General features: G+C 70.2%; 20 protein-coding genes and 5 tRNA genes. 19 read left to right on the top strand and 6 right to left on the bottom strand.

Annotation, left to right across the window (positions count from 1 at the left end; genetic code table 11):
* On the bottom strand, positions 1 to 2197 hold a 2197-nt coding region (locus tag J7E93_RS07280), incomplete at its 3' end, for a nitrate- and nitrite sensing domain-containing protein (protein ID WP_215066567.1).
* A 540-nt stretch (positions 2198 to 2737) separates the two neighbouring features.
* Between J7E93_RS07280 and J7E93_RS07275 the strand changes: the two genes are divergently transcribed.
* The 10 genes from J7E93_RS07275 to J7E93_RS07230 all read left to right on the top strand — a co-directional run bounded on the left by J7E93_RS07275 (position 2738) and on the right by J7E93_RS07230 (position 7438).
* Positions 2738 to 2926 carry a hypothetical protein gene (locus J7E93_RS07275; RefSeq protein ID WP_215066565.1) on the top strand — a complete coding sequence of 63 codons (189 nt, stop codon included), beginning with the start codon at positions 2738 to 2740 and terminating at the stop codon, positions 2924 to 2926.
* A gap of 79 nt (positions 2927 to 3005) precedes the next feature.
* Positions 3006 to 3791, top strand: coding sequence for a fumarylacetoacetate hydrolase family protein (locus J7E93_RS07270; protein WP_215066563.1), 786 nt, complete (start codon positions 3006 to 3008; stop codon positions 3789 to 3791).
* Positions 3784 to 5262 (top strand): glutamate--tRNA ligase, encoded by a 1479-nt coding sequence (gltX, locus tag J7E93_RS07265; RefSeq protein WP_215066561.1) that lies wholly within the window; start codon positions 3784 to 3786, stop codon positions 5260 to 5262. The genes J7E93_RS07270 and gltX overlap by 8 nt, the downstream gene beginning before the upstream one ends.
* A 117-nt stretch (positions 5263 to 5379) precedes the next feature.
* On the top strand, positions 5380 to 6051 hold the full coding sequence (locus J7E93_RS07260) for a DUF4241 domain-containing protein (RefSeq protein WP_215066559.1): 672 nt from the start codon (positions 5380 to 5382) through the stop codon (positions 6049 to 6051).
* A gap of 25 nt (positions 6052 to 6076) precedes the next feature.
* Positions 6077 to 6799, top strand: coding sequence for an HAD family hydrolase (locus J7E93_RS07255; RefSeq protein ID WP_215066557.1), 723 nt, complete (start codon positions 6077 to 6079; stop codon positions 6797 to 6799).
* Positions 6800 to 6890: 91 nt separating this feature from the next.
* A tRNA-Gln gene (locus J7E93_RS07250) sits at positions 6891 to 6962 on the top strand.
* A 41-nt stretch (positions 6963 to 7003) separates the two neighbouring features.
* Positions 7004 to 7076: transfer RNA gene (locus J7E93_RS07245), tRNA-Glu, on the top strand.
* 88 nt (positions 7077 to 7164) lie between these two features.
* Positions 7165 to 7237, top strand: a tRNA-Glu gene (locus J7E93_RS07240).
* Positions 7238 to 7253: 16 nt separating this feature from the next.
* Positions 7254 to 7325, top strand: a tRNA-Gln gene (locus J7E93_RS07235).
* Between the two features lie 40 nt (positions 7326 to 7365).
* Positions 7366 to 7438, top strand: a tRNA-Glu gene (locus tag J7E93_RS07230).
* 146 nt (positions 7439 to 7584) lie between these two features.
* Here the strand turns inward: J7E93_RS07230 and ndgR are convergent.
* The gene (gene ndgR / locus J7E93_RS07225; protein WP_015036427.1) at positions 7585 to 8301 is read right to left on the bottom strand and encodes an IclR family transcriptional regulator NdgR; all 717 of its coding nucleotides are present in this window, start codon (positions 8299 to 8301) and stop codon (positions 7585 to 7587) included.
* Between the two features lie 140 nt (positions 8302 to 8441).
* On the opposite strand from ndgR, the gene leuC reads away from it, so the two are divergent.
* From leuC to J7E93_RS07205, 4 genes are all read left to right on the top strand, one after another.
* Positions 8442 to 9866: a 3-isopropylmalate dehydratase large subunit gene (gene leuC / locus J7E93_RS07220; protein ID WP_215066555.1), complete on the top strand. Its 1425-nt coding sequence runs from the start codon at positions 8442 to 8444 to the stop codon at positions 9864 to 9866.
* Between the two features lie 5 nt (positions 9867 to 9871).
* The gene (gene leuD, locus J7E93_RS07215; RefSeq protein WP_215066554.1) at positions 9872 to 10465 is read left to right on the top strand and encodes a 3-isopropylmalate dehydratase small subunit; all 594 of its coding nucleotides are present in this window, start codon (positions 9872 to 9874) and stop codon (positions 10463 to 10465) included.
* A 104-nt stretch (positions 10466 to 10569) separates the two neighbouring features.
* Positions 10570 to 10797 (top strand): hypothetical protein, encoded by a 228-nt coding sequence (locus tag J7E93_RS07210; RefSeq protein WP_215066552.1) that lies wholly within the window; start codon positions 10570 to 10572, stop codon positions 10795 to 10797.
* 143 nt (positions 10798 to 10940) lie between these two features.
* Positions 10941 to 11624, top strand: coding sequence for an HU family DNA-binding protein (locus J7E93_RS07205; protein ID WP_215066550.1), 684 nt, complete (start codon positions 10941 to 10943; stop codon positions 11622 to 11624).
* A 243-nt stretch (positions 11625 to 11867) separates the two neighbouring features.
* Here the strand turns inward: J7E93_RS07205 and J7E93_RS07200 are convergent, their stop codons facing one another.
* Together J7E93_RS07200 and cofC are read right to left on the bottom strand one after the other, a co-directional pair.
* Complete coding sequence (locus tag J7E93_RS07200) at positions 11868 to 12077, bottom strand: hypothetical protein (RefSeq protein ID WP_215066547.1); 210 nt, start codon at positions 12075 to 12077, stop codon at positions 11868 to 11870.
* Between the two features lie 10 nt (positions 12078 to 12087).
* Entirely contained in the window at positions 12088 to 12735 is a 648-nt protein-coding gene (cofC, locus tag J7E93_RS07195; RefSeq protein ID WP_215066546.1) for a 2-phospho-L-lactate guanylyltransferase, read from the bottom strand.
* Between the two features lie 160 nt (positions 12736 to 12895).
* Between cofC and J7E93_RS07190 the strand changes: the two genes are divergently transcribed.
* From J7E93_RS07190 to J7E93_RS07180, 3 genes are all read left to right on the top strand, one after another.
* Positions 12896 to 13645, top strand: coding sequence for a 1-acyl-sn-glycerol-3-phosphate acyltransferase (locus J7E93_RS07190; protein WP_215066544.1), 750 nt, complete (start codon positions 12896 to 12898; stop codon positions 13643 to 13645).
* Positions 13642 to 14643, top strand: coding sequence for an NAD(P)H-dependent glycerol-3-phosphate dehydrogenase (locus J7E93_RS07185; protein WP_215066542.1), 1002 nt, complete (start codon positions 13642 to 13644; stop codon positions 14641 to 14643). The genes J7E93_RS07190 and J7E93_RS07185 overlap by 4 nt, the downstream gene beginning before the upstream one ends.
* A 153-nt stretch (positions 14644 to 14796) precedes the next feature.
* A complete protein-coding gene (locus J7E93_RS07180; protein WP_215066540.1) occupies positions 14797 to 15936 on the top strand; it encodes a D-alanine--D-alanine ligase family protein in 1140 nt (379 codons plus the stop codon).
* Here J7E93_RS07180 and J7E93_RS07175 read toward each other — a convergent pair.
* Positions 15933 to 16421, bottom strand: a complete 489-nt coding sequence (locus J7E93_RS07175; RefSeq protein ID WP_215066577.1) for a DUF3515 domain-containing protein — start codon at positions 16419 to 16421, stop codon at positions 15933 to 15935. The genes J7E93_RS07180 and J7E93_RS07175 overlap by 4 nt on opposite strands.
* Positions 16422 to 16444: 23 nt before the next feature.
* Positions 16445 to 16678, bottom strand: coding sequence for an Lrp/AsnC family transcriptional regulator (locus J7E93_RS07170; protein ID WP_059252806.1), 234 nt, complete (start codon positions 16676 to 16678; stop codon positions 16445 to 16447).
* Positions 16679 to 16908: 230 nt separating this feature from the next.
* Between J7E93_RS07170 and J7E93_RS07165 the strand changes: the two genes are divergently transcribed.
* Positions 16909 to 17871, top strand: a complete 963-nt coding sequence (locus J7E93_RS07165; protein ID WP_215066538.1) for a thiamine-phosphate kinase — start codon at positions 16909 to 16911, stop codon at positions 17869 to 17871.
* Positions 17844 to 18659 (top strand): bifunctional hydroxymethylpyrimidine kinase/phosphomethylpyrimidine kinase, encoded by an 816-nt coding sequence (gene thiD / locus J7E93_RS07160; RefSeq protein WP_215066575.1) that lies wholly within the window; start codon positions 17844 to 17846, stop codon positions 18657 to 18659. Before J7E93_RS07165 ends, thiD begins: the two co-directional genes overlap by 28 nt.
* Positions 18660 to 18754 lie beyond the last annotated feature (95 nt).

Genomic DNA, 18754 nt, shown 5'->3' with positions numbered 1-18754 from the left:
CCTGCGGCATCGCGCCCTGGCCGCCGGCACCCGGCTTGGGCGCGGGCTTCTTGCCGCCCTGGGCGACGTCGACGGGGAGCATGACGAGCGCGGTGGTGCCACCGGAGTCCGAGGGGCGCAGCTGGATGCGGATGCCGTGTCGCAGGGACAGGCGGCCGACCACGAACAGACCCATGCGGCGGGAGACGGAGACGTCCACGGTGGGCGGCGAGGCGAGCCGCTCGTTGATCGCGGCGAGGTCCTCGGGGGAGAGGCCGATGCCGGTGTCGTGGATCTCGACGAGGACGCGGCCGTCGGGCAGCGCGTGACCGGTGACCCGGACCTTCGTCTGCGGCGAGGAGAACGAGGTGGCGTTCTCGAGCAGCTCGGCGAGGAGGTGCACGAGGTCGTTGACGACCCGGCCGGCGACCTCGGTCGCCGGGACGGCGGCCAGTTCGATGCGCTCGTACTGCTCCACCTCGGAGGCGGCGGCACGGAGCACGTCGACCAGCGGGACCGGGCGGGTCCAGCGACGGCCCGGCTCCTCACCGGCGAGGACGAGGAGGTTCTCACCGTTACGCCGCATGCGGGTGGCGAGGTGGTCGAGCTTGAAGAGCGAGGACAGCTGGTCCGGGTCGGCCTCGCGGGACTCCAGCTCGGAGATGAGCGAGAGCTGACGCTGGATAAGACCCTGGGAGCGCCGCGAGAGGTTGGTGAACATCGCGTTGACGTTGCCCCGCAGCAGGGCCTGCTCGGCGGCGAGGCGGACGGCCTCGCGGTGCACGTCGTCGAAGGCCGCGGCCACCTGGCCGATCTCGTCCCGGGAGTGCACACCGACGGACTCGACGGAGGTGTCGACGTCCTGCGGGTCGGCCTCGGAGAGCTGCTTGACGAGCTCGGGCAGACGGTCCTGGGCGACCTTGGTCGCGGTGTCCTGCAGCCGGCGCAGCGACCGGATCATGGACCGGGCCACGACGAAGGCGCCGACGAGGGAGACACCGAGGACGAGGAGGATCAGGGCACCGTTGATGATCGCGTCGCGCTGGGACTCGGCCCGCAGTTCACGGGCCTTGGTCTCCATCTGGTCGAGGAGGTCGGCCTCGATGACGTTCATGGCCCGGATCTTGGTGCCGTACTCGTCCGTGAAGTTCAGGTGACCGCGCGGGGCGCGGCCCTCCATGCCGGAGTCGTTGCTCAGCACCCGGTCCGCGTACTTGTCGGCCGCGTCGATGGACGGGTTGCCGGTGGTCAGGGACGCGGTCAGCTGGTCGGCGTCGCCGCCGGCCGACTCGTAGATGGTCTGGAAGGCCTTGAGCTCGACCTTCTCGCCCTGCTGGGCGGCGTAGCCGTAGAGGCGGTCGCCCTGCTCCAGCTTGCCGGGCCGGCTGTTGCTCGCCGGGAGCGCGGAGGCGATGATCGCCTGCTGGACGGAGGCGTACTCCTTGGCGGACGAGAACGCGGCGAGCGCCCGGGTCCGCTTGATCATCTCGGGGTTGCTGGTGGCCTGCGCCATGTCCTGGGAGAGGCTCAGCAGCGAGCGGATCAGACGGCTGTACGCCTCGACCGTCACCGAGTGGGCGACGCCCTTCTTGTACGCCTCCTGGCGGATGCCACCGATCTGGACGACCTGGGACGCGATCTGGCTGACGTTCTGACGGATGCTCTGCAGCGCCTCGTCGCCCTCGGTCGCGGGAATGTCCGCGGTGGCGTCCATGAACGCCTTCTGGGCACGGTCCGTCGCCTTGCGCGGGTTGGAGATCTGGTAGTCGCTGGCCGGCTTCGAGTTCGCCAACGGACCGGCGGACAGGTCGCGCTCGGTCTGGAGGGCCTTGGCGAGGCTCGTGGCCTCCTCGGTCAGCTTGGTGAGCAGCTGCATGTGGTCGAGCTGCTCCATGTCCTGGAGCGACTCGCTGATGCGGATGCCGCCGAGGCTGGTGGCCGCGACCACGGGCAGGGTCAGCAGGGCGACGAGACGCGTCGAGATGCGCCAGTTGCGCAGGGCTATTCGAGGCCCGACCTCGTTCTCGGCCTTCGGCTTCTTGACGGCTGCGGGCTCGGCGGGAGCGGACGCGGCACCGCCACGCGCGGCGCTGTCACCGCCGTCGCCGGCCGGGCCCTTGCCCTGCTTCTGGGCGTGCTGGGCCGAGGAACCGCGGTCGGTCCCGGCGCGCGGCTCCTGCTCCGCAGCAGTGCTGTCCCTCTTGAATCGTCCCTGCACTAGCGTCGCAACCTCTGGACCAGGCGTCCTTCCGCGTGAGCGGAGTGGACGGTGTCGGCGTCGTGGGACGCGAGTGCGCCCCATGGTGGTCGTCGGTGACCGGCGCAGTTCCCCCTTCCCCGCCGCTCACCCGGCGCTGCGTTGCGCCCCCTGCGCGCCGGCTTGAAACCCGCGGCGGTGCGTGGAATTCCAGCACAGTGCCGGATCTCCAACAAGGGCCGTGTCCGGGGCGTCGGGAGGCATGACAACGCGTGAACATTTTGTCACCCGCCGTAGAAGATGATCAGGGAAGAATCGGACTTATTAATCCCAAAGAGTCACGTGGGCCGAGTGTCCCAGTCGCGATGATCAGGAGCGGAATGGAGCATTCAGTGGTGCAATGTCCGTTTCCGTGACCCCGACTCGCGGTCCGTAATGCCTGGATTGTCTGGCTGGTGGTGAGCAAACTCACACCTAGATCGTTGTCTACTCCATGCATTCGAAGGGAATGACGCGTTTAGCCTGACGCTTTACAAACCCGCTGCTCTGTAAAGGCTCGCGATGAAGACGACGATGCTGCTCCGCTCCACGGCCAACCCCCGCCGCACCACGCTCGCCCACCTCGAGGACGCCGAGCAGCTCGGCCGCGGCGTGCAGCCGGAGCACGGTCTCGACCTCCCGGCGCAGACGGCCAACCCCCGCCGCACGGTCCTCATGACCGCCCCCGAGGTCCCGCAGCCCGCACAGTAATACGGCGGTCGCCGCCCCTCACCGCGTTAGCCTGGAGCGTCAGACTCCAGCCAGTACCAAGTGAGGGGCGACAGCACTCGTGCGCATCGCCAGATTCTCCATCGACGGCAATGTCGCCTTCGGCGCCGTCGAGGGCGACGGAACCATCGAGTCAGGCGGCCTTGTCCTCGACATCATCAAGGGCATCCCGTACACCGACTTCGAGCTGAGCGGCACCAAGGTCCCGCTCAGCAAGGTACGGCTCCTGCCGCCCGTGCTCCCCAACAAGGTCGTGGCCATCGGCCGCAACTACGCGGAGCACGCCGCCGAACTCGGCAACGAGGTCCCGGAGGTCCCCGTCGCCTTCTTCAAGCCGACCACCTCCGTGATCGGCTCCGGCGACGCCATCGAGTACCCCTCCTTCTCCAACGAGCTGCACCACGAGGCGGAACTGGCCGTGGTCATCGGCCGCATGTGCCGCGAGGTCCCGCGCGAGCGCGTCAAGGACGTCGTCTTCGGCTACACCTGCGCCAATGACGTCACCGCCCGGGACGCGCAAGCGCGCGAGAAGCAGTGGGCCCGGGCCAAGGGCTTCGACACCAGCTGCCCGCTGGGCCCCTGGGTGGAGACGGAGCTCGACCCGAGCGACCTCACCATCCAGGCCACGGTCAACGGCGAACAGCGTCAGCTGGGTCGTACGAGCGACATGATCCGCTCCATCGAGGACCTGGTCGTCCACATCACCGAGGCCATGACGCTGCTCCCGGGCGACGTCATCCTCACCGGCACCCCCGCCGGAGTCGGACCGCTCAACGTCGGCGACGAGGTCGCCGTCACCATCGAAGGCATCGGCACTCTCACCAACAAGGTGATCAAGCGTGGCTAACGCGAACGTCCGCGTACGTTTCTGTCCCTCCCCGACCGGCAACCCCCACGTGGGCCTGGTCCGCACCGCCCTCTTCAACTGGGCGTTCGCCCGGCACCACGGCGGTACGTTCGTCTTCCGCATCGAGGACACCGACGCGGCGCGCGACTCCGAGGAGTCGTACCAGCAGCTGCTCGACTCGCTGCGCTGGCTCGGCTTCACCTGGGACGAGGGCCCGGACGAGGTCGGCGGCCCGCACGCCCCGTACCGCCAGTCCCAGCGGATGGACATCTACCGGGACGTCGCGGAGAAGCTGCTCGCCGGCGGGTACGCCTACCACTGCTTCTGCACCGCCGTGGAGCTCGAGGCCCGCCGCGACGCCGCCCGCCTGGCCGGCAAGCCCTCGGGCTACGACGGCACCTGCCGCAACCTGAGCGCCGAGCGCATCGAGCGCTACCGCGCCGAGGGCCGCGAGTCGATCGTCCGGTTCAAGATGCCGGACGAGCCGATCACCTTCACCGACCTGGTCCGCGGCGAGCTCACCTTCACCCCGGACAACGTCCCGGACTACGGCATCGTGCGCGCCAACGGCGCCCCGCTGTACACCCTGGTCAACCCGGTCGACGACGCCCTGATGGAGATCACCCACGTGCTGCGCGGCGAGGACCTGCTGTCCTCCACCCCGCGCCAGATCGCGCTCTACAAGGCGCTGATCGAGCTGGGCGTCGCCAAGGAGATCCCCGCCTTCGGCCACCTGCCGTACGTCATGGGCGAGGGCAACAAGAAGCTCTCCAAGCGCGACCCGCAGGCCTCCCTCAACCTCTACCGCGAGCGCGGCTTCCTCCCCGAGGGCCTCCTGAACTACCTCTCCCTCCTGGGCTGGTCGTTCTCCGCGGACCAGGACATCTTCACCATCGAGCAGATGGTCGAGAAGTTCGACATCGCCGACGTGAACGCCAACCCGGCGCGCTTCGACCTCAAGAAGGCCGAGTCGATCAACGCCGACCACATCCGCATGCTGGACGTGAAGGCGTTCGCCGCCGCCTGCGAGCCGTGGCTGCAGGCCCCGCACGCCAACTGGGCGCCCGAGGACTTCGACCGGGCGGCCTGGGAGGCCATCGCCCCGCACGCCCAGACGCGTGTCACGGTCCTCTCCGACATCACGCAGAACGTGGACTTCCTGTTCCTGCCCGAGCCGGTCTTCGACCAGCCCTCCTGGGACAAGGCCATGAAGGGCGAGCCCGCCGCGCTCCTCACCACCGCGCGCGCGAAGCTCGACACCGCCGACTGGAGCGACCCGGAGTCCCTCAAGAACGCGGTCCTGGCCGCCGGCGAGGAGCACGGTCTGAAGCTCGGCAAGGCCCAGGCCCCGGTCCGCGTCGCGGTCACCGGCCGCACGGTCGGCCTGCCGCTCTTCGAGTCGCTGGAGATCCTGGGCCGGGAGAAGACCCTGTCCCGCATCGACGCGGCGCTGGCGAAGCTGGCGGGCTGAGCTCTCCGTCATCCCCGCGGGGGCGGCAACCGGTTCCCCGGCTGCCGCCCCCGCGGCGTTGTCGGCCCCGGCCGTTAGGGTCAGGTCCGCCGAGCTCCACTCCGAAAGGCGCCTGTCATGCCGATGACCGCCCCCGACTACGCCCGGTATTTCGCCCCCGGCACCGCCTTCTCCTACGAGGACGGGCTCACCGGGACGATCTCCTTGGCCGAGGTCGGCGAACTGGCCCTTCCCACCGGCCGGGTGGTGGCCTGCGACCCGTTCGTCCACCTGGGCAGCGGCGGGATCGAGCCCTTCACCACCGCGGTGGCCCCCGGCCGCTACCCGGTCGAGGCGGCCGTCGCCACGCTCGTCCGTCCCGGCGCGGAGACCGGACCGCATCCCCACACACGGATCGCCGCCGTCCGCCTCGTCCTCAAGGACACTCCCGCCGTCTCCTGGGAGCTCGCCCTGCTGCCCGGCCAGGACGCGGCCGAACTGGGCGACGACGAGTTCTTCGGCTACGGCGTGGACGCCGGGACCGGCTGCTTCTGCGACGCCTCGGCCGAGCACGCCTTCCCGGGCACCGAGGACGAGGAAGGCGCCGTGTGGGCGGCCATGGAGACCATCGGCCACGGGCCCGCCGTCTTCATGGCCCAGGGGGAGGACGGCCACAACCTCGCAGGCTTCACGTCGGGATGGGGCGACGGCTGCTACCCGACCTGGATCGGCCGGGACGAGGCGGGGGAGGCCAGCTGCTTCGTGACCGACTTCCTGATCGTTCCGGCCGACCGGATCGAACCCTCCTGACGGCGGCCGGAGGTACCGTCTGGGCATGACCATCCGCGCGGTCCTGTGGGACATCGACGACACAATCTTCGACTACTCCCGAGCCGACCTGGCCGGCATGCGCGACCATCTCACGGCCGAGGGTCTGGTCGACGGATTCGACTCCGTCGACCAGGCCCTCCGTCGTTGGCAGGAGATCACCGTCGTCCACTGGCGGCGGTTCGAGGCCGGCGGGGTGGACTTCCGGGAGCAGCGGCGCGAGCGGGTCCGTGACTTCCTCGGAACGCCGGCGCTGACCGCGGCCGAGGCCGACGGCTGGTTCGATCGGTACATCACGCACTACGAGGCCGCCTGGGCGCTCTTCCCCGACGCCGTCCCCGTCCTCGACCTGCTGGCCCGTGACTACCGTCACGCCGTCCTGTCGAACTCCAGCATCCACAACCAGGACCGCAAGCTGCGCGTGCTCGGGATACGGGACCGGTTCGAGGCCGTCGTCTGCGCCGCCGAGCTCGGCGTCGCCAAGCCCGCCGCCGAGGCCTTCCACGCCGCGTGCACTGCGCTGGCGCTGGAGCCGCAGGAGGTGGCGTACGTCGGGGACCACCCGGACATCGACGCCCGCGGGGCGGTCCTGGCGGGGCTCACGGGTATCTGGCTGGACCGCGGCGGTCTCGGCGGGCGGCCCGAGCTGACCCGGATCACCGATCTCCACCAGCTCCCCGCGCTGCTGCGGCTCGATACCCGTTTTGGAGCGTCGGACACCTTCGGGTAATGTTCTTCCTGCGCCGAGGGGAGCAAGCCGAAAGGCCGAAACCCACGGAGCACAACCCGAACAAGATCCCGCGACGGGGGTTGAGTTTTGGTGGCCTATGGTGTAATTGGCAGCACGACTGATTCTGGTTCAGTTAGTCTAGGTTCGAGTCCTGGTAGGCCAGCTCGCAGAGCTCATCTGCACCACGCGGATCTGATCCGCAAAGCCCCCGTTGTGTAGCGGCCTAGCACGCTGCCCTCTCAAGGCAGTAGCGCCGGTTCGAATCCGGTCGGGGGTACAGATCCATCCTGCGGATCACCAGGGTCGCTCCCGGTGAACACGCGGTGACATCGCTCGGCACTCCGGTGCCGGGCGGGATCGCTAGGGCCCCCGTTGTGTAGCGGCCTAGCACGCCGCCCTCTCAAGGCGGTAGCGCCGGTTCGAATCCGGTCGGGGGTACTGGTCTAAACCACCATGGCCTATGGTGTAATTGGCAACACTACGGTTTCTGGTACCGTCATTCTAGGTTCGAGTCCTGGTAGGCCAGCTCGCAGAGCTCATCTGCACCCGCGGATCCGATCCGCAAGGCCCCCGTTGTGTAGCGGCCTAGCACGCCGCCCTCTCAAGGCGGTAGCGCCGGTTCGAATCCGGTCGGGGGTACGCATCGAGGAAGCCCTTCCCTTCGGGGGAGGGCTTCTTTCGTGTACTGGAAACGCGGAGCGAGTGGAGATCGTCAGGACACAACTCCGGCCCACCGCTGCGGCGTTGAAGCGGTGGGCCGGGACGTTCAGGAGGGACGGGGACGGTCAGCCGGTGCGGCGCAGCGCCTCGGAGAGGCGGGCGGCCGCGTCGATGACCGCCTGGGCGTGCATACGGCCCGGGTGGCGGGTCAGGCGCTCGATCGGTCCGGAGACCGAGACCGCCGCCACCACGCGGTTCGAGGGGCCGCGCACCGGCGCGGAGACGGACGCCACGCCCGGCTCCCGCTCGCCGATCGACTGGGCCCAGCCGCGGCGCCGTACGCCCGACAGGGCGGTCGCCGTGAAGCGGGCGCCCTGGAGGCCCCGGTGCAGCCGCTCGGGCTCCTCCCAGGCCATCAGGATCTGCGCCGAGGAGCCGGCCTTCATCGTCAGCGTGGAGCCGACCGGGACGGTGTCCCGCAGGCCGGACAGCCGCTCGGCCGCCGCCACGCAGATGCGCATGTCGCCCTGGCGGCGGTAGAGCTGGGCGCTCTCGCCGGTGACGTCGCGCAGATGCGTCAGTACCGGGCCCGCGGTCGCGAGCAGGCGGTCCTCGCCGGCCGCGGCGGCGAGCTCCGCCAGGCGCGGTCCGAGGATGAACCGGCCCTGCATGTCGCGGGCCACCATCCGGTGGTGTTCCAGTGCCACGGCGAGTCGATGTGCCGTGGGTCGTGCGAGTCCCGTCGCCGCGACCAGACCTGCGAGGGTGGCCGGACCGGACTCCAGGGCGCTCAGGACAAGGGCTGCCTTGTCGAGAACGCCTACGCCGCTAGAGTTGTCCATGCAACGATATTCACGTCTCACTCTGTGAAACGCAAGTTCAATTTCTCCCGGAACCTGTGACCCTGGTGAGGCGGCCGCACAACGGCCCGCGAAACGGGTCTCTAGTTGTGCCGGCGTAGACGTCGGCCGGAGGGAAAGCGATGGGTAGGACACTCGCGGAGAAGGTCTGGGACGACCACGTCGTCCGGCGCGCCGAGGGCGAGCCCGACCTCCTCTTCATCGATCTGCACCTGCTGCACGAGGTGACCAGCCCGCAGGCCTTCGACGGTCTCCGTCAGAACGGCCGCCAGGTGCGGCGCCTCGACCTCACCATCGCCACCGAGGACCACAACACCCCGACCCTCGACATCGACAAGCCGATCGCCGACCCGGTCTCCCGCGCCCAGTTGGAGACCCTGCGCAAGAACTGTGCCGAGTTCGGTGTGCGGCTGCACCCGCTGGGCGACGTCGAGCAGGGCGTCGTCCACGTCGTGGGCCCCCAGCTCGGTCTGACCCAGCCCGGCACCACGGTGGTCTGCGGCGACTCGCACACCTCCACGCACGGCGCCTTCGGCGCGCTCGCGTTCGGCATCGGCACCAGCCAGGTCGAGCACGTGCTGGCCACCCAGACGCTGCCGCTGGCCCGCCCCAAGACCATGGCGATCACGGTCGACGGCGAGCTGCCCGAGGATGTGACCGCCAAGGACCTGATCCTGGCGATCATCGCCAAGATCGGCACCGGCGGCGGCCAGGGCTACATCCTGGAGTACCGCGGCTCCGCCATCGAGAAGCTCTCGATGGAGGCCCGGATGACCATCTGCAACATGTCCATCGAGGCCGGCGCCCGCGCGGGCATGATCGCCCCCGACGAGACCACCTTCGCCTACCTCAAGGGCCGCGACCACGCCCCCGAGGGCGAGGACTGGGACGCCGCCGTCGCGTACTGGAAGACGCTGAAGACGGACGAGGACGCGGTCTTCGACGCCGAGGTCATCATCGACGCGGCCGAGCTGGCGCCGTTCGTCACCTGGGGCACCAACCCCGGCCAGGGAGCGCCGCTTTCGGCGCACGTCCCCGACCCGGCTTCGTACGAAGACGCTTCGGAGCGCAACGCCGCCGAAAAGGCCCTGGAGTACATGGGGTTGACCGCCGGACAGCCGCTGCGGGACATCAAGGTCGACACCGTTTTCGTAGGCTCCTGCACCAACGGCCGCATCGAGGACCTGCGCGCCGTGGCCGGCATCATCGGCGGCCGGAAGGTGGCCGACGGGGTGCGCATGCTGGTCGTCCCCGGCTCGGTCCGGGTCGCCCTGCAGGCCGTCGAGGAGGGCCTGGACAAGGTCTTCAAGGAGGCCGGCGCCGAATGGCGGCACGCGGGCTGCTCGATGTGTCTGGGCATGAACCCCGACCAACTGGCTCCCGGTGAGCGCTCCGCGTCCACCTCCAACCGCAACTTCGAGGGCCGGCAGGGCAAGGGCGGCCGGACCCACCTGGTCTCACCCCAGGTCGCCGCCGCCACCGCCGTACTGGGCCATCTGGCCTCCCCGGCCGATCTGTACGACGTCGCTACGCCCGTGGGGGTCTGAGAACCATGGAAGCTTTCACCACGCACACCGGCCGGGCCGTCCCGCTGCGCCGCAGCAACGTCGACACCGACCAGATCATCCCCGCGCACTGGCTGAAGAAGGTCACCCGCGACGGTTTCGAGGACGGGCTCTTCGAGGCCTGGCGCAAGGACTCCGAGTTCGTGCTCAACCGCCCCGAGCGGCAGGGTGCCTCGGTCCTGGTCGCCGGCCCCGACTTCGGCACCGGCTCCTCCCGTGAGCACGCCGTCTGGGCGCTGCAGAACTACGGCTTCAAGACCGTCATCTCCTCCCGGTTCGCCGACATCTTCCGCGGCAACTCGCTGAAGAACGGTCTGCTGACCGTGGTCCTGGACCAGAAGACCGTGGACGCGCTCTGGGAGCTGACCGAGGCCGACCCGACGGCCGAAATCACTGTTGACTTGGGATCGCGGAAGGTCCTGGCCGCCGGGATCGACGCCGACTTCGAGCTCGACGAGAACGCCCGCTGGCGGCTGCTCAACGGCCTCGACGACATCAGCCTCACCCTTCAGAACGAAGCCGACATCGCGGCTTACGAGGCGGCGAGGCCGGCCTTCAAACCCCGTACAATTACTGCCTGAGCAGCGCTTTTCCACGACTGCGCCCCCCACCTCCCGGTGGGGGGCGCAGTCGGTTGTTGAGACCCCGTCGGGCGACAACTCGCCCTAGATGGCACAATCGGTGCATGGAACGCGACAGCCAACTCGAGCTCTACGAGGCAGTCGCCGCCCGATTGAAGGAAGCGCACACAAGGGTGCGCGAACTGCAAGTCCCGGAGGGCGTAAGGATGGCGCTGTCCCGGAAGCTGCTGGTCGTCACGGCCGCGGCAAAGCACGATCTCACAGACGCGGCAGCGCGTCTGGACCGGTTGATGAAGGACCTCGATGAGGGCCGATTCCCTGAAGACGACTGACACCAGGAACTCCGCAACGGGACTTCTGCGTTGCGGCACTAGGGTGATTAGCCCGTTTCGTGTTTGATTTGCGGTATATACATGCCTAACGTGCGAAAAAGCTTGAACACTTTCGTTCTGGCAATGTCTCCGAAGGGGAAGACGTGAACAAGGCGCAGCTCGTAGAAGCGATTGCCGACAAGCTCGGCGGCCGTCAGCAGGCCGCCGACGCTGTCGACGCGGTGCTGGACGCGATCGTGCGTGCCGTGGTCGGCGGGGACCGTGTTTCGGTCACCGGCTTCGGCTCGTTCGAGAAGGTCGACCGACCGGCCCGGTACGCCCGCAACCCGCAGACGGGTGAGCGCGTGCGGGTCAAGAAGACCTCCGTTCCCCGCTTCCGCGCTGGTCAGGGCTTCAAGGACCTGGTCAGCGGCTCGAAGAAGCTCCCCAAGGGCGGCGAGGTCTCCGTCAAGAAGGCACCCAAGGGCAGCCTCACGGGCGGCGCTTCCGCGACCGTGAAGAAGGCCGCGGCGAAGAAGGCCACCACCGCCAAGAAGGCCGCCGCCAAGAAGGCGACCCCGGCGGCGAAGAAGACCACCGCCGCCGCGAAGAAGACCACTCCCGCGGCGAAGAAGACCACCGCCACCGCGAAGAAGACCCCGGCGGCGAAGAAGACCACCACCGCGGCCGCCAAGAAGGCGACCCCGGCCAAGAAGGCGACGGCCACGACCAAGAAGGCCGCCGCCAAGAAGACCGCGCCGGCGAAGAAGGCCACGGCGAAGAAGGCGCCCGCCAAGAAGACGACGGCGCGCAAGACCACCGCGAAGAAGACCGCCGCCAAGAAGTAAGCAGGTAAGGCATCCCGCGGTCACGGGCCACTCACACGCCGGGCCGGGCTCCCCTCGGGGAGCCCGGCCCGCGGCGCGTCCGCACCCTGTTCGGCCCAACGACACGGGAGAGATCCGGCCGCCCGGCCCACCGGCACCGCAACCGGCACCGATCCGCGCAGCGGGGCTCGACCCCACGCAGCGGCGCCCGGCCCTCCGCGACCCGACCCGACCCGACCCTCCGCGACGCGGAGCCGCCGTTGATCAGAGGGTCTGCAGCGTCACCAGCGTGATCCGCGGGCCGGCGTCCCCGGCACCCGGCTCCGTCTCGATCCGCACCCGCTGCCCTGGCCGCAGCAACCGCAGCCCGCCCGCGTCGAACGCCTCGGCCCCGAACTCCACCGGGGTGCCGTCGTCGAGCAGCACACTGCCGCTGCGGGTCTCGGGGTCGTACGTGTACGCGGTCGCCTGCATGAGCCGCAGCCTATCCGGCCGCACGATCCCAGTGGGCCGCCGTCCGCGGGCCGACACCCAGGGCGAGCGCCGCCGCCAGATCCTCGCCGGTGTCCACGTCCCGGCGGACGGAATCCACACCGGCCAGTCGGATTTCCACCGCCCCCGAAGACAAATGTCGCCGGCGCGAAGCACCTCCGAAAGCAGGCGCCAATTCCACTCCCGGACCCGCCGAGAGGAATGTCGTACCGATATCGGCGGCATCCGCGAGAAATGCCCGGGGGAATTGCGCCGCCACCTCCAGGACCCGGGCCAGCTCGGCCGGCCGCAGCGCCGGCAGGTCCGCGTTCAGCGCCGCCACCCGGGCGGCGGGGCGCAAGGCGCGTACCGTACGCGCCCCGTGCGCCAGAGCCGCGTTGAGCCCGGCCCGCGGGGAGTCGGCCACGATCCGCGCCCCCAGCGCCGAAAGCGCCGCCCCCGCCGCCGGATCGTCCGTGACGACCGCCACATCCCGCACCCACCGGCACTCCAGCGCCGCGACCACGGTGTCCTGCGCGAACGCCAGCGCGAGCCGGGGGCGCAACAGCGCACCGGTGGCCGCGGCGAGCCTGCTCTTCGCCCGCGCAAGGGGCTTCAGGGGTACGACCAGGGACCAGCGGTCGTCCGGATCGGTGTTCATCGGGGCCCATTGTGACCCGACACCGCCACCGGCGTCCGACGGGCCGGGGGACGGTGCCCGGCGGCCCCGGGGATCCCGGGGCGTACGGTGTTCTCGACAGACCAGGAGCATGGGGCGACACTTGACCCCCTGCACGCCAGTCCCAGAGGAAGGTGTCCGAGTGTCCCGCCGCAGAATCGGCTTCTGGTACCGCCTGGCGGCGGTCATCGCCAAACCGCCGCTGGTGGTTCTGTTCAACCGGGACTGGCGCGGAACGGAACACATTCCGGCCGACGGCGGATTCATCACCGCCGTCAATCACAACTCGTATCTGGACCCGCTGTCGTACGCGCACTACCAGTACAACACCGGACGGGTTCCGCGCTTTCTCGCCAAGGCCGGCCTCTTCAAGGGATCGTTCGTCGGCATGATGCTCCGCGGCACCGGCCAGATCCCCGTCTACCGCGAGACGACCAACGCGCTGGACGCCTTCCGCGCCGCCGTCGAGGCCATCGAGCACGGCGAATGCGTCGCCTTCTACCCCGAGGGCACCCTCACCCGCGACCCCGACATGTGGCCCATGGCCGGCAAAACCGGCGCCGCGCGCGTCGCGCTGCTCACCAAGGCCCCGGTCATCCCCGTCGCCCAGTGGGGGGCCAACCTCGCGATGCCGCCGTACGCCAAGGAGAACAAGCTCCGGCTGTTCCCGCGCAAGACGCTCATCGTGCAGGCCGGCCCGCCCGTCGACCTCTCCCGGTTCTACGACCTGGAGCCGACGCCCGACGTACTGCGCGAGGCGACCGAGGTCATCATGGCCGCGATCACCGCGCTCCTGGAGGACGTCCGCGGCGAGAAGGCCCCGGCCGAGCCCTACGACCACCGCAAGGCGCGGCTCGAACAGCGGCGCAAGGCCGGGGAGGGCAAGAAGTGACCAAGGCAGCCGTATTCGGTACGGGATCGTGGGGCACCGCCTTCGGCATGGTGCTCGCCGACGCGGGCTGCGAGGTCACCCTGTGGGGCCGCCGCGCGGAGCTCGTCGACGCCGTCAACACCACCCGTACCAACCCCGACTACCTCCCCGGTGTCGAACTCCCCGCGAACCTCCGGGCCACCACCGACCCCGCCGAGGCCGCCCGCGACGCCGAGTTCACCGTGCTCGCCGTCCCCTCGCAGACCCTGCGCGGCAACCTCGCCGCATGGGCCCCCGAACTGGCCCCCGGCACCGTCCTCGTCTCCCTGATGAAGGGCGTCGAACTCGGCACCGCCAAGCGCATGAGCGAGGTCATCGAGGAGGTCGCCAAGGTCTCCGCCGACCGCGTCGCCGTCCTCACCGGCCCCAACCTGGCCAAGGAGATCGCCGCCCGGCAGCCCGCCGCCTCCGTCGTCGCCTGCGTCGACGAGTCGGTCGCCCGGCGGCTGCAGGCCGCCTGCATGACCCCGTACTTCCGGCCGTACACCAACACCGACGTCGTCGGCTGCGAACTCGGCGGAGCGGTCAAGAACGTCATCGGGCTCGCCGTCGGCATCGCCGACGGCATGGGCCTCGGCGACAACTCCAAAGCCACGCTCATCACCCGCGGCCTCGCCGAGACCACCCGGCTCGGCCTCGCCATGGGCGCCGACCCGCTCACCTTCTCCGGCCTCGCCGGACTCGGCGACCTGGTGGCCACCTGCTCCTCGCCGCTCTCCCGGAACCACACCTTCGGCACCAACCTGGGCCGCGGGATGACGCTCCAGGAGACCATCGCCGCCACCAAGCAGACCGCCGAGGGCGTCAAGTCCTGCGAGTCCGTGCTCGATCTGGCCCGCCGCCACGGTGTCGACATGCCGATCACCGAGACGGTCGTCTCCATCGTCCACGAGGGCAAGCCGCCGATCGTCGCCCTCAAGGAACTGATGTCGCGCAGCGCGAAGCCCGAGCGCCGCTGACCGCCGCGTCACACACCGACGCCCGCCCCGGGGCCGCCGAACACACGACGGCCGCCCCGCCGACCGCCTCGCCGACCGCCTCGTAGGGCCCGACGCGCGCGGCGGGCCGGGGCTCTTAAGCGCACCCGAAGCGCAAGGTACGCTCAACGCGTTATGAGCGAGAACACCCAGAGCCCCCGCAAGCCGCGCGTGGCCGTCGTCTTCGGCGGACGCAGCTCCGAGCACGCCATCTCCGTCGTCACGGCCGGTGCCGTCCTGCGCGCCATCGACCGGACCAAGTACGACGTGCTGCCCATCGGCATCACCACCGACGGGCGCTGGGCGCTGACGGCCGACGCCCCCGAGCGGATGGCCATCGCCGAGCGCTCCCTGCCGAACGTCTCCGATCTCACCGAGTCGGAACGGGGCGGGGTCGTCCTCTCCGTCGACCCGGCCAACCGCGAGGTCGTGTACACCGAGCCCGGCGCCGTGCCCAAGGCGCTCGGCGAGGTCGACGTCGTCTTCCCGATGCTGCACGGCCCGTACGGCGAGGACGGCACCCTCCAGGGGCTCCTGGAGCTCTCCGGCGTCCCCTACGTCGGCGCGGGCGTCCTCGCCTCCGCCGTCGGCCAGGACAAGGAGTACATGAAGCGGGTGTTCACCTCCTTCGGGCTGCCCGTCGGCCCGTACGAGGTCATCCGGCCCCGCGAGTGGGAGCAGAACCCCGCCGCCGCCCGCAAGAAGATCGTCGAGTTCGCCGCCGACCACGGCTGGCCGCTCTTCGTGAAGCCCGCCCGCGGCGGCTCCTCCATGGGCATCACCAAGGTCGACGACCTCTCCGGCCTGGACGAGGCCATCGAGGAGGCCCGGCGCCACGACCCCAAGATCCTCGTCGAGTCGCTGCTGCGCGGCCGTGAGATCGAGTGCGGCGTCCTGGAGTTCGAGGACGGGCCGCGCGCCAGCGTGCCGGCCGAGATCCCGCCGGTCACCGACCACGACTTCTACGACTTCGAGGCCAAGTACATCGACTCGGCCTCCGGGATCGTGCCCGCGCCGATCGGTGACGAGGCCACCGCCGAGGTCCAGCGTCTGGCGGTCGCCGCCTACGAGGCCGTCTCCTGCGAGGGACTGGTCCGCGCCGACTTCTTCCTCACCGAGGACGGCGACTTCGTCATCAACGAGATCAACACCATGCCCGGCTTCACGCCGATCTCGATGTACCCGCGGATGTGGCAGGAGAGCGGCGTCGGCTACCCCGAGCTCGTCGACCGGCTGATCCAGGCCGCGCTGACGCGCTCGACGGGCCTGCGCTAGTCACACTCCGGCTCCAGAGCGCACGGGACCGTCTTCACGGGGGCGGCGAGATCCACGAGCGGAGCGGCATCGTGCACGTACCGCTCGTCCAGCGTCACCTCGACGTACGCCTTGCGGTACACCGAGGTGAAGCGGGGTCCGCCGCCCTCCCGCTGCTCCACCATCCAGCGCACGCCGTCGACCGAGACACCCTGCGACTGGGGGTCGGTCATCTTTTCGGGCCGGGGGACGCCGCAGCGCAGTACGATCGCCGCGTCCCCCCACCCGGCGGTGAGCTCGGAGTCAGGCTCCGGATCGTTCCGTTCCAGCCCCGCCACGGTGTCGGGAAGCTCCTTCGCCAGCGCCTGGCAGAAGGCGGCTTCCTCCGCCGGAGGGCTGGGAACCGGGACCGACGCCTTCGCGTCCGTGGAGGAGCAGCCCGCGGCGGTCAGCAGCAGCACGGCTGCGGCGGCGACGGGCAGGCCGAAGGGCCGGTGGGAAGACATCACCGGCCAAGGGTAGACGGGGGCTACAGATGGACGACCGGGCAGGTGAGGGTGCGCGTGATGCCGTCCACTTGCTGGACCTTGGCGACCACCATGCGGCCGAGTTCGTCGACCGTGTCCGCCTGGGCGCGGACGATCACGTCGTACGGACCCGTCACGTCCTCCGCCTGGAGGACGCCCGGGATCTTGGAGATGGTCTCGGCGACGGTCGACGCCTTGCCCACTTCGGTCTGAATAAGGATGTACGCCTGTACCACGGAACCTCCAGGGCGGCCACGAGGATCATTGGGGGAGAGAACCCGATGAAAGGTTCGCCACGGTACCGCGTCGCCGTGGGCCGCGGGGAGACCTGCACGCCCCGAGGCGTCCACGGTGTGGCGTACGCACGACAGAAGTTGACGGTCTACTTGACGGTACCCAGCGCAGTGACGGCTCGCGACCCGCAGAGCGACCCGCGCGCCGGCATGACAACACGAGGTGAGACGCGGTGAAGGGCACAGTCGGCGAGTTGGGGGAGTTCGGGCTCATCAGGGAGCTCACATCCCGGCTCACCTCCACCCCGGCGGTACGGGTCGGGCCCGGCGACGACGCCGCGGTCGTCTCCGCACCGGACCGGCGCGTGGTGGCCAGCACGGACATCCTGCTCGAAGGACGTCACTTCCGCCGCGACTGGTCGACGGCGTACGACGTCGGCCGCAAGGCGGCGGCGCAGAACCTCGCCGACATCGCCGCCATGGGCGCCGTCCCCACCGCCCTGCTGCTCGGCCTCGTCGTCCCCGCCGAACTCCCCGTCACCTGGCCCACCGAGCTCATGGACGGTCTGCGCGACGAGTGCCAGGTCGCCGGCGCGGCCGTCGTCGGCGGCGACGTCGTCCGCGGCGACACCATCACCGTCGCGATCACCGCCCTCGGAGATCTGCGCAACCACGACCCCGTGACCCGGGGCGGCGCCCAGCCCGGCGACGTCGTCGCGTACACCGGCTGGCTCGGCTGGTCCGCCGCCGGATACGCCGTCCTCTCCCGGGGTTTCCGCTCCCCGCGCGCCTTCGTCGAGGCCCACCGGCGACCCGAACCGCCCTACCACGCGGGCCCCGCGGCCGCCGGACTCGGCGCCACCGCCATGTGCGACGTCAGCGACGGACTCATCGCCGACCTCGGCCACATCGCCGAGGCCAGCAAGGTCCGCATCGACCTGCGGTCCGGACTCATCGACATCCCCACGCAGATGCACGACATCGGCCAGGCCGTCGGCGTCGATCCGCTGCAGTGGGTGCTCACCGGGGGAGAGGACCACGCCATCGTGGCCACCTTCCCGCCGGACGTGAAGCTGCCGGCCCGCTGGAAGGTCATCGGCGAGGTGCTCAACCCCTCCGCGCTGCCGCAGGTCACCGTGGACGGGGCGCCCTGGCACAGCAAGGGCGGCTGGGACCACTTCGGGGAGAACCAGTGAATCCCCCCTTGGTGCTCACCGTCGCCGGGTCCGACTCAGGCGGCGGCGCCGGCATCCAGGCTGACCTGAAGACGATGCTCGCCCTCGGCGTCCACGGCATGAGCGTGATCACCGCCGTCACCGCCCAGAACTCGAAGGGTGTCCACGGCGCCTGGGAGCTCCCCGAGGAGGCGATACGGGCCCAGTACCGCGCCGTCGTCGACGACATCGGCGTCCAGGCCGTGAAGACCGGCATGCTGTCCTCGGCCCCGCTGGTGGAGACGGTGGCGGAGCTGCTCGCGGGAACGGACGCACCGGTGGTCGTCGACCCGGTGGGGGTCTCCAAGCACGGCGACTCGCTGCTCGCGGCCTCCGCGCTGGACGCCGTACGGAACGAGCTGCTGCCGGTGGCGACCGTGGCCACGCCCAACCTGGACGAGGTGGCCCAGCTCACCGGCGTCCATGTCGTGCACGAGAGCGACATGAGGGTCGCGGCGGAGGCGATCCTGTCGTACGGACCGCGCTGGGCGCTGATCAAGGGCGGGCACCTGCCCACCGGCGGCGAGGCGGTGGACCTGCTCACGGACGGCACCGAGGAGCACTGGTTGCGGGCGCCGCGGCACGACAACCGGCACACGCACGGCACGGGCTGCACGCTCGCCTCCGCGGTGGCGTCCGGACTCGCGAAGGGACGGCCGGTGCCGCAGGCGGTGCGGGAGGCGAAGGAGTACGTGACGGGGGCGATCGCCGCCGGCTTCGCGCTGGGATCGGGGATCGGCCCGGTGGACCACGGATGGCGGTTCCGCTAGCCCGGCGGTCCGCTCGCGGGCCTGGACCCGGGTCCTGGGTTCAGGCCCGCTTCCGGTTCTGCTCCCGGTCAGGCTTCCGGTCAGGCTTCCGGTCC

This window comes from Streptomyces sp. ISL-36 (assembly GCF_018614205.1).
Taxonomy (GTDB): domain Bacteria; phylum Actinomycetota; class Actinomycetes; order Streptomycetales; family Streptomycetaceae; genus Streptomyces.
The sequence above is the reverse complement of the archived record's forward strand: the minus strand, read 5'-3'. Positions and strand labels throughout refer to the sequence as shown.